We start from the raw sequence: 9,770 nt of genomic DNA, 5'->3' as shown, positions 1-9,770 counted from the left end.
CCAGACGAAGGTGTAGAAGGTTTCCATCTCCGGGGCAGGGGCCTCGGCCACGGCTTCGCCTTCCGCCGCGCCTTCGGTCACTGGCGCGGCCTCTTCCGGGGCGGGGGCCAGAACCGAGACCTCCTCCGGGATCGGCGCGGTGCTGCCCTCGACGACTGCCGGGGCGACCGGGGCGCGCTGCTTCACGCGCTCGGCCTTCTCGCCCTTGTAGCCCAGACCGCCCATCAGATCGGCGAATTGCTCCAGCGTCATGCCGGTGATCGACAGCATGTCCGGCGTGGCCTCAAAGCCCGCGCGGCTGTCCTTGGCGCGCAAAAGATCGGCCAGACGCTCCAGCATGTCGATGCGGATGGCGCGGGCGCCTGCCGGGCGATAGCCGGCCAGCGTGTAATGCTCTTTCGGCACTTCCGCGATGTTGGGAATGGTCACGAGGCCCGGAGGCGGGCTTTCGGGGAATTCCTGCAAGCCCTTGGCCAGCGACCACAGCACCAGCCGCAGCCGGGTCGGCGCGGGTTTCAACAGCAGCGGCAGGAAGATGGTGTATTGGCCAAAGCGCACGCCATGCTTGCGCAAGCTGGAGCGCGCCTCCTGATCCAGCGCCTTCACGTCATCGGCCACGCTTTCGCGGGTGACAACGCCCAGACCCTCGACCAGCCGGAAGGCAAAGCCGCGCGCCAGCCCTTGCAGCGCCTCATCCCGGCCGAGGGCCAGCAGCGGCTCGAACAGGGCCGCCACCTTGCGGTCGATGAAATGCTGCAAGCGGCGCTTCACCTTTTCGGCCACATCGGCCCCGGCTTCCTCATCGACGAAAGCCTCGACGCCGGGCTTCATCGCGTCAGCGCCCGCCACCAGCTTGCCCACCGCATTGCCGCCCCACATCAGGCCGCCCTGTTCGGTGAAATCCATCTCGGTATCGGGCGCGTTATAGAACTTGTCCGCCCGCAGGTGGAATTCGGGCCGCAGCGCCTGCACTGCCGCCTGACGCATCACCCGCGCCTCCTCGCCCGAGGCCGAGGCATCCTGACGGAAGCGGAACCCCTCCAGACGGCCGACGAATTCGCCCTCGACCATCACTTCACCCTTGTCATTCACCTCAGCCACAAGGCTCTCCTTCTGTTTCAACCGCCGCATCAGCACCGAAGTGCGCCGGTCGACAAATCTTTGCGTCAGCCGCGCGTGCAGCGCATCCGACAGGCGGTCTTCTACAGCGCGGGTCTCGTCGCGCCAATGGATTTCGTCCTCGACCCAACCCTTGCGCTGCGCAACATCGGTCCAGGTGCGGTTATAGGCCAGCCGTTTCGAGATGGCGTCATTATCCCCGTCGCTTCTATCTATGCGTGCAACCGCTTTGGAAAGCCAATCCGCCGGAATTTTCCCCTCATGGAGAAAGCCGAACAGCCGTTGCAGCAGCTGCACGTGGTCGGCGCCGGTGGTGGAGCGGAAATCGGGGATGCGGCAGACATCCCAGATCAGCCGCACGGCTTGCGGGCTGGTCAGGCGGGCGCGCACGCCCTCCATCTGTGCCAAGGCCTTCAGCGCCAGCAGATCGTCGGAATCGCGGGTGCGCAGCAGCCATTCATTCTGGGTGGGCGCCTCCAGCGAGGCGATCAGCCGGTCCACCGTGCCGAATTCCAGCGCCGGATTGCGCCACATCAGCTTTTTCACCGGGGCAAAGCGGCTGTCCTCGATGGCCGCCACAAGGTCTTCGTCCAGGGGGCTGGCCTCGCCGGTCACGCCAAAGCTGCCCGGCTCGGTATGGCGCCCGGCACGGCCCGCGATCTGGCCCAGCTCATGCGGGAACAGGGGCCGCATCCGCCGCCCGTCAAACTTGTGGGTGGCCGAAAAGGCGACATGCTTGATGTCGAGGTTCAGCCCCATGCCGATGGCATCGGTGGCGACCAGATAATCCACCTCGCCATTCTGATACATGGCGACCTGCGCATTGCGGGTGCGGGGCGACAGCGCCCCCATCACCACCGCGCAGCCGCCCTTCTGGCGGCGGATCAGCTCGGCAATGGCGTAAACATCATCGACCGAGAAGCCCACGATGGCCGAACGCGGCGGCATCCGGCTGATCTTTTTCTGGCCGGTATAGCTCAGCTGCGAAAAGCGCTCGCGCCGCACGAATTGCGCCTGCGGCACCAGCGCCGCAATGGCCGGGCGCATCACGTCGGACCCCAGGAACATCGTCTCCACCAGCCCGCGCGCATGCAGCAGCCGGTCGGTGAACACATGGCCGCGCTCGGGGTCGCCGCACAGCTGGATCTCGTCAATCGCCAGAAAATCGGCGCCAATATCGGTGGGCATCGCCTCGACGGTGCAGACCCAATACTGGGTGCGCTCCGGCACGATGCGCTCCTCGCCGGTCACCAGCGCCACCACCGAAGGCCCGCGCGCCTTCGCGATGCGGTCATAGACCTCGCGCGCCAGCAGGCGCAGCGGCAGGCCGATGACCCCGGTGCGGTGGCCCAGCATCCGTTCGATGGCGTAATGCGTCTTGCCGGTGTTGGTCGGGCCAAGCACCGCCGTCACGCGCGAGTTGAAAGCCATTCTGCCGCCTTAAAGTTCCTGCCCGGCGACCTCGGCCTCCAGACGCTTCACCGCCTCGTCTATCCCCTCCAGATGGGGATGTATAGCAAGGGCGGCACGGTAGACCTCCAGCGCCTGATCGGGTCGTTCCATCGCCTCCAGAATGGCGCCAAAGCCCACCATCGCGCCGAAATGCCGCGGGTTCAGCGCCAGGGTGCGGCGAATATCCTCCACCGATTGCCCGAAGCGGCCCAGGTGAAACCACGCGATCGCGCGCTGGTTCCAGCCTTCGGCGAAATCGGGGGCGTGATCGGTCAGCGCGGTCAGATGATCCAGCGCCGCCTCGTAATCGCCCTGCGCCACGGCCTTCTCGCCCCGCTCCAGCAGCAGGTCCATGGCGGGCGAGCCCGAGCGCGACCACAGCCGCCAGATATCCGATTCCAGCATGCCCGCATCGGCGGCATCGGCCTCTTTCAGCGCGGCGAACAGCCGGTCCAACTCGGCCGCGTCTTCCTTCGGCCCGGCCAGACCCGGCCCTGCCGCAACGGCAAGGGCCAGCCCCGCAGCAAATGCCGCAACGACAAACTTGTGTAGTGGTAACGCGGCTTTCATGCTTGCAGTGTAGCGCAGAGGGACGGAAAAGCCAGAACCCCCTGCTCACTTTCAGGGGAAGATCGGAGAGAGAGATGAGCGACGTGATTACCAAGGCCGTCGAGGGCCTGTCGGCCAAGGTTTCCAGCTTTGACGGCGTGGCGAAATTCGTGATCCCCGGCGAGGGCGCGATCATGATCGACCAAAGCGGCGTGCGCGCGGGCGATGAAGAGGCCGATGTGACGCTCACCGCCGAGGCCGAAGTGTTCCGGGCGATTCTCGACGGCGAGATGAACCCGACCGCCGCCTTCATGACCGGCAAGCTGTCGGTGGATGGCAATATGGGTCTGGCCATGCAACTGGGCGCGGTGCTGGGCTGATGACGCAGGCGGCGCCGCTTTACGAACAGGCGGCGCGGGGCCCCGACGGGGTCGGGCCGGAGGGGGGCGAGGCGGTCTTCGTCACCACCCCCGACGGCGCGCGCCTGCGGCTGGCGCATTGGCCCGCGATGGGGCCGGCGACGGGGGCCGCCCGCGGAACCGTGCTGATCTTCAATGGCCGGTCGGAATATATCGAGAAATTCGGGCCGGTCGCGGCGCGTCTGGTGGCGGCGGGCTGGCATGTCGCCACGCTGGACTGGCGCGGGCAGGGCCTCTCCAGCCGCCACCATCCCGAACCGCTGCGCGGCCATGTGGCCGAGTTTGCCGAATATCAGGCCGATGTCGCGGCGCTGATGGGCTTCGTGCAGGCGCGCGGCCTGCCGCAGCCGCTGCACCTGCTGTCGCATTCCATGGGCGGCTGTATTGGCCTGCGCGCGCTCCATGACGGGCTGCCGGTCGCCTCGGCGGCGTTTTCGGCGCCGATGTGGGGCATCCGGGCCTTCCCCTTGCCACAGGGCATGGCGGCGCGGCTGGCGACCAGCCTGCATGGGCGCGGGCAGGGCGCGATGCTGACGCCCACCACCACCCGCGCGGGTTATGTGCTGCAAGCCGCCTTCCGCTGGAACATGCTGACCCGCGACCCCGAGATGTGGCACTGGATGCGCCAGCACCTGACCGCGCATCCCGACCTCAATCTGGGTGGCCCCTCGATCACCTGGCTGGATGCCGCCTTCCGCGAAATGACCGATCTGGCCCGCCGCCCGAGCCCCAACTTGCCCGCGCTGGTGGCGATGGGCACGCGCGAACGCATCGTGTGCAAACAGGCGATCCGCCGCCGCATGGCCGAATGGCCGGGCGGCAAGCTGGAAATCCATGCCGGGGCCGAACATGAAATCCTGATGGAGCGCCCGGTGCATCGCGACCGCTTCACCGCCGCCACGCTGGCGCTGTTCGGGCGCCAGTCCTGACAACCCGCATGTGCGGAGCTGTCGAAAAGATGGATATTTAGACCAAGATGAAGAGGCACGGTTGCGCTTCATCTTGGCCCAAATATCCAAATCCCGCAGGTTACAACAGCGCCACGCTCACAGATAGGGCGGCCAGTTCCGCAAGCTGCTGGCTTGCCCCCAGCACATCGCCGGTCTGACCGCCGATCTTGCGGCGGGCCAGCGCCGCGAGAGCGAGGCTGGTGGCGGTGACCGCCAGCGCCAGTGCAAGCGCCGCTGGCCCTGTCAGCGCCAGCGCCCCCGCCAGCGCCAGCCCCGCCGCCAGCCCGGCCTGCCCGGCCCGGGGCCGCCCGACCGAGGCCGCCAGCCCGCTGCCCCGCGCATTGGGCAGCGCCGCCATCAGCGCGGCCATCGGCACGCGCGACAAAAGCCCCGCTGCGATCAGCGCGGGCCAGTGTCCTGCGGCCAGCAGGCTGCTCAAAGCCGACCAGCGCGCCAGCGTCACAAGGAGCAGCGCCAGCACGCCATAGCTGCCGATCTGGCTGTCCTTCATGATCTCCAGCCGCCGCTCGCGGGTCCAGCCGCCCCAGAAGCCGTCGGCGCAATCGGCCAGACCATCCTCATGCAGCGCCCCGGTGGCGAGCGTGGCGATCATCAGCGCCCCCGCCGCCGCCAGCCCCGGCGTCAGCCCCGCCGCCAGCGCCAGCATCGCCCCGCCCGCCGCCAGACCGCTGACCACCGCCCCCGCCAAGGGCCAAGCCCAGCAGGCGGGCGGGGTGGGGAAGCTGGCAGGTGGCGGCAGCGGCAGCCGCGTCAGCAGCGCAAATGCCGCCCGCAAATCGCGCATCAGGTCGCTTGGCTGCATCAGGATGCCCTTTCCGGGATGGTCATTGCCCTTGCGCTTGGGTAGCCAAGGCGGGCCAGAGGATCAACCGGAGTTCCCGCCATGACCGCCGCTTTCGCCACCCTGTCCGAGTTTCGCGCTCTGCTGAATGGCCTGCCCGGCCCGGATGCCGCCGCGCTGGAAGGGGCGCGGGCGCGCAATGGGCAATTGACCAAACCGCCGGGCGCGCTGGGGCGGCTGGAGGATCTGGCGATCTGGTATGCCGGCTGGCGCGGCGATGCCCGCCCGGTGCTGGCCCATCCGCAGGTCATCATCTTTGCCGGGAATCACGGTGTCACCGCGCGCGGCGTTTCGGCCTTCCCGGCCGAGGTGACGGTGCAGATGGTGGCGAATTTCAAGGCGGGCGGCGCCGCGATCAACCAGCTTTGCAAGGCTTTCGGCGCCGAAATGGCCGTTCATGCGCTGGAGCTGGACCGCCCGACCGCCGATTTCACCCAAGGCCCGGCCATGTCGGAACCCGAGGTGGTGGCGGCGCTGAACGCGGGCTGGCAGGCGGTGAACCCCGCCGCCGATCTGCTGGTGGTGGGCGAAATGGGCATTGGCAATACCACTGCCGCCGCCGCCATCGCCTGTGCGCTGTTTGGCGGTGCGCCCGGCGAATGGACGGGGCGCGGCACCGGCGTCGATGATCACGGGCTCTCGATCAAGACGCAGGTGGTGGCCGAGGGGCTGGCCGCCAACCCTTCGCGCGATCCGCTGGCGGTGCTGGCTGCCCTTGGCGGGCGCGAGATTGCCGCCATGGCGGGTGCCATTGCCCGCGCCCATGCCCTGCGCATCCCGGTGATTCTCGATGGCTTCATCTGCACCGCCGCCGCCGCCACCCTCGCCATGGCCGCGCCCGGCGCGCTGGATCATTGCGTGGCGGGCCATGCCAGCGCCGAGGCCGCGCATCGGGCGCTGCTCTCGAAGCTGGGCCTGTCGCCGCTCTTGGAGCTGGGCCTGCGTCTGGGCGAAGGCTCGGGCGCGGCGCTGGCCATCGGGGTGCTGAAAGGCGCGGTGGCCTGCCATTCCGGCATGGCGACCTTTGCCGAGGCGGGCGTCTCGGACGCCTGAGCCGTCAATCTGGGGGGAGGGGGCAAGCCCCTCCGCCCGCTTGCCGTCCCTTACGGCGCCAGCGTCCAGACGATCGTGACCTGCGCCGTGGTGCCCACCTCGCCCGAGGCCACCGGCACCGCGCCCGCCGCCGCATCGGCGGCCATGCGCATCATCGGCATCGGCATGGGCGCCGCGCCGCCCTCGGTGATCGACTTGATCGCGCCCAGCTTCACCCCGGCTGCCCCGGCGATCAGCTCTGCCCGCGCCTTCGCATCGGCCACCGCCGCCTTGCGGGCCTCGTTCATCACCGGCTCGGGCTGTTGCAGGCCGAATTCCACCCCGTTCAGCGTATTGGCGCCATCCTTCACGGCGGCATCCAGCAGCGTGCCCAGGGTTTCCAGCGCGCGCACCCGCACCGTCACCGTGTTCGAGGCGATATAGCCCTTGATCGACGACACGCCCGAGGCATTGCTTTGCCAGTTGGGGTTGATCGACAGGCCGGTGGTCTGCACATCGCGCCCCTCGATCCCCGCCGCCGTCAGGTTCGCCAGCACCTTGGCGATCTCGGCCGAATTGGCGGCCAGCGCCGCCGCCGCCGTGTCGCCCTCGGTCGTCACGCCCAGATGGATCATCGCCATATCCGGCGCGCTGGACACCCGGCCCTCGCCGGTCACCGTGATCTCGCCTGCCTGCATCGTCGCCATCCCCGCATCCGCCCAAACCGGGCGCATCATCGCGGTTCCCGCCAGCGCCACCGCCAGCATCACCGCACCCAAACGCATCTTGCCTGCACGCATTTCTCGTCCTCCTTGACGTTTTGCGACATTCACAGCTTATGACGCGGGCGGAAAGCCGATCCTTGGCGCCTTCACGGGTGTTTTTCTTCCTTTCGGCGGAAAGCTGCTATACTGCTCGCCCCACATGCCGCGAGCGACTCCCTCCTCCGTCCCCAGCTGTGCTAGACCCAAGGCAATGAAACCGAATTTCGCCCTGACCTTCACGTCCGACAGTATCGGCCTTCTGCACCGCACCGCGCGGGGCTGGCTGGAAATCGGCACGACCCCGTTCGACGCCCCGGACCTGCCGGAGGCGCTGAGTTACCTGCGCCGCTCGGCCCTGGGTCTGGCGCCCCATGGTGTCACCAGCAAGCTGGTGCTGCCCGAGGATCAGATCCTTTATCTGGAGATCGAGGCGCCCGGCCCCTCTGATTCCGTGCGCGAGGGGCAGATCCGCCGCGCGCTGGAGGGGCGCACCCCCTATGATGTCGCCGATCTGGTGTTCGACTGGGCGGGCGAGGGGCGCAAGGTGCAGGTCGCCGTCATCGCCCGCGAGACGCTGGCCGAGGCCGAGGCCTTCGCCGCCGAGCATCGCTTCAACCCGATCTCCTTTGCCGCCCATCCCGACCCGGCGCGTTTTGCCGGCGAGCCGTGGTTTGGCGCCACGGCGATGGCGGCCAGCCTGCTGCCGCCCGGCGAGGCGGTGGAGCGCGACATCGAGGCCGTGCGGGTCATGACCCGCCCGCTGCGCCCGGATGCCGCCAGCGCTTTCCCCGAGCCGGAGCTGCCCGAGCCGGAGTTGCCCGAACCCGAGATGCCGGAACCGGAGATGCCCGCATTGGCGCCTGCCGGCGCAGAGCTGCCCGACGCCGCCATCCCGGCGCCCTTGGCCGCCGAGCCGCCGCCTCTGGTCTGGCAGGAGCCCGAGCCGCTGCCCGAGGCCCCATCCCCAGACCCCGTTTCCGCCGAAGCTCCTCCCGCCGAGCCCATTCCCCCCGAAGCCGCGCCGCTCAGCGCGTTCGACACGGTGGCGGTGCAGGATATTCTGCTGGCCGAAACGCCCGAACCGGAACCCGAGCCCAAGCTGACGCCCGCGCCGCAGCGTCAGGCGGCCTTCGATCTGGGCCTGCCGGAGCCCGCGCCGCAGCCGGTTTTGCCGCCGGGGCCTCAGGTCATTCCGCCAGTCACCACGCCGCCGCGCCGCAACAAACCCTGGACCCCGCCGCCCGAACCGGGGCTGGAACCCGAGGTCAGCGCCGCGCCGCCCGCCGCCATGCCGCCCGCCGCCCCGGCAGCGCCGCCGGAAATGGCCCTGCCGGAAGCACCTCTGCCAGACGCGCCCCTGCCAGAGGTGCTGCCCCCCGACCTGCTGGCGCGGGCGCTGGCCGCCGACATCCCGCCCATGCCCGAGGCCCCCTTCATCGCAGTGGATGACGGCTACGAGCTGGAAGACATCGACCCCGTGCCGCAAACCGTGCCGCAGCAAGCCGCGCCGTCGCAGCCCTCTGGCAAGGCGCCGAAGCTGGCCGTCACCTCGGTCACGCCGCATCGCCGCGCCCCTGCGGCGCCGCTGGTGCCGCCCGCCACGGCCGCCTCGGCCGCCGAGGCGCGCCCCTATGCGCCCGATCTGGAAGAGCTGCTGGCCCGAGCCGATCTGGCCTCCGATCTGTCGCCCGAGGCGACGGCAGACCTGCCGCCGCCGCCCGCCGCGCCGGTGCTGGCCGCACGGGCTGGCGGGGCGGCGTCGCTGGGGGCTGCGCCGCAGCGCCCCGGCAAGCCCGCCACGCTGCCTGCCGCAGCCCCCGCCGCCGCGCCTGCCAGGGCCAAGGCCTCGGCCAAGCCGGGGAAGGGCGCTTTGGCCGGGCTGGTGACGGCGCCGGGCATTGCCGGTCTCGGGGCGGTGAAGGGCAAGGCCAAGCCTGCCAAAGCCGCCACCAGCACCCTTGTCACCGCGCCCCCCGCCGAAACGCAGGCCACGGCCACCACCACGCTGCGCGGCCGCCCCGACATGCGCCGGGGCAAGCCGCGCTATCTGGGTCTGGTGTTGACCGGCCTGCTGTTGCTCGCGCTGGCGATCATCGGTGCCTGGTCCTCCATCGCGCTGTCGCGGATGAACGCGCCCGCCGAGACCCCGCTGGCGGCGCCGGTCGATCAGGCCGCGCTGCTGCCCGAGGCGGCGCCGGAAACAGCGCCAGACGCCACATCAGAAGCCGCGCCAGAGGCGGTCGCCGCAGCCCTGCCCGAGGGCGTCCCGCCCGGCGATGCGACCCTTGCTGCTGATCAACTCTCGTCCGGTCAACCCTCGCCCGATGACGAGGCCGCCGCCGATGGCGAGGTGCTGGCCACCGCAGAGCCTGCCCCGGAACCAGCGGCAGAACCAGCGGCAGACCCTGCGCCCGCCGCCGGTTCTGTTGCCGAAACCGGCCCCGTGCCGGTCGCGCTGGCGGGCGAGCAGGACGAAATCATCCTGTCCTCCAACGATGCGCCGCCGCAGGCCTCGGATGCGCTGACCCTGCCGCCCGCGCAGGCCAGCGTCGATGCGCTGCCCGCGCCCGCCGTGCCGCCGCCGCCCTTTGGCACGCAATACGAATTCGGCGCCGACGGGCTG

Annotated in this window: 8 protein-coding genes; 4 read left to right on the top strand and 4 right to left on the bottom strand. The window is 69.8% G+C overall.

Translation table 11 applies throughout. The features are described from left to right. Positions 1-2,550, bottom strand: a 2,550-nt coding sequence (locus tag JNN06_RS02995; protein WP_291238116.1) for a helicase-related protein, incomplete at its 3' end; no start/stop codon positions are given. 9 nt (positions 2,551-2,559) lie between these two features. Further along, positions 2,560-3,141: a tetratricopeptide repeat protein gene (locus tag JNN06_RS02990; RefSeq protein ID WP_291238115.1), complete on the bottom strand. Its 582-nt coding sequence runs from the start codon at positions 3,139-3,141 to the stop codon at positions 2,560-2,562. Between the two features lie 74 nt (positions 3,142-3,215). On the opposite strand from JNN06_RS02990, the gene JNN06_RS02985 reads away from it, so the two are divergent. Together JNN06_RS02985 and JNN06_RS02980 are read left to right on the top strand one after the other, a co-directional pair. Beyond that, on the top strand, positions 3,216-3,500 hold the full coding sequence (locus tag JNN06_RS02985; protein ID WP_291238114.1) for an SCP2 sterol-binding domain-containing protein: 285 nt from the start codon (positions 3,216-3,218) through the stop codon (positions 3,498-3,500). Then, complete coding sequence (locus tag JNN06_RS02980) at positions 3,500-4,468, top strand: alpha/beta hydrolase (protein ID WP_291238113.1); 969 nt, start codon at positions 3,500-3,502, stop codon at positions 4,466-4,468. Before JNN06_RS02985 ends, JNN06_RS02980 begins: the two co-directional genes overlap by 1 nt. Positions 4,469-4,568: 100 nt before the next feature. Here JNN06_RS02980 and cobS read toward each other — a convergent pair whose 3' ends face one another. Beyond that, positions 4,569-5,312 (bottom strand): adenosylcobinamide-GDP ribazoletransferase, encoded by a 744-nt coding sequence (gene cobS / locus JNN06_RS02975; RefSeq protein ID WP_291238112.1) that lies wholly within the window; start codon positions 5,310-5,312, stop codon positions 4,569-4,571. Between the two features lie 81 nt (positions 5,313-5,393). On the opposite strand from cobS, the gene cobT reads away from it, so the two are divergent. Next, the gene (cobT, locus tag JNN06_RS02970; RefSeq protein WP_291238111.1) at positions 5,394-6,404 is read left to right on the top strand and encodes a nicotinate-nucleotide--dimethylbenzimidazole phosphoribosyltransferase; all 1,011 of its coding nucleotides are present in this window, start codon (positions 5,394-5,396) and stop codon (positions 6,402-6,404) included. A 50-nt stretch (positions 6,405-6,454) separates the two neighbouring features. Here the strand turns inward: cobT and JNN06_RS02965 are convergent, their stop codons facing one another. Next, complete coding sequence (locus tag JNN06_RS02965) at positions 6,455-7,183, bottom strand: SIMPL domain-containing protein (protein WP_291238110.1); 729 nt, start codon at positions 7,181-7,183, stop codon at positions 6,455-6,457. A gap of 175 nt (positions 7,184-7,358) precedes the next feature. On the opposite strand from JNN06_RS02965, the gene JNN06_RS02960 reads away from it, so the two are divergent. After that, the coding region (locus JNN06_RS02960) for a hypothetical protein (protein ID WP_291238109.1) at positions 7,359-9,770 on the top strand (2,412 nt) is incomplete at its 3' end.

Origin of the sequence: Gemmobacter sp. (assembly GCF_016792925.1) — a bacterium.
GTDB lineage: Bacteria > Pseudomonadota > Alphaproteobacteria > Rhodobacterales > Rhodobacteraceae > Gemmobacter.
The sequence above is the reverse complement of the archived record's forward strand: the minus strand, read 5'-3'. Positions and strand labels throughout refer to the sequence as shown.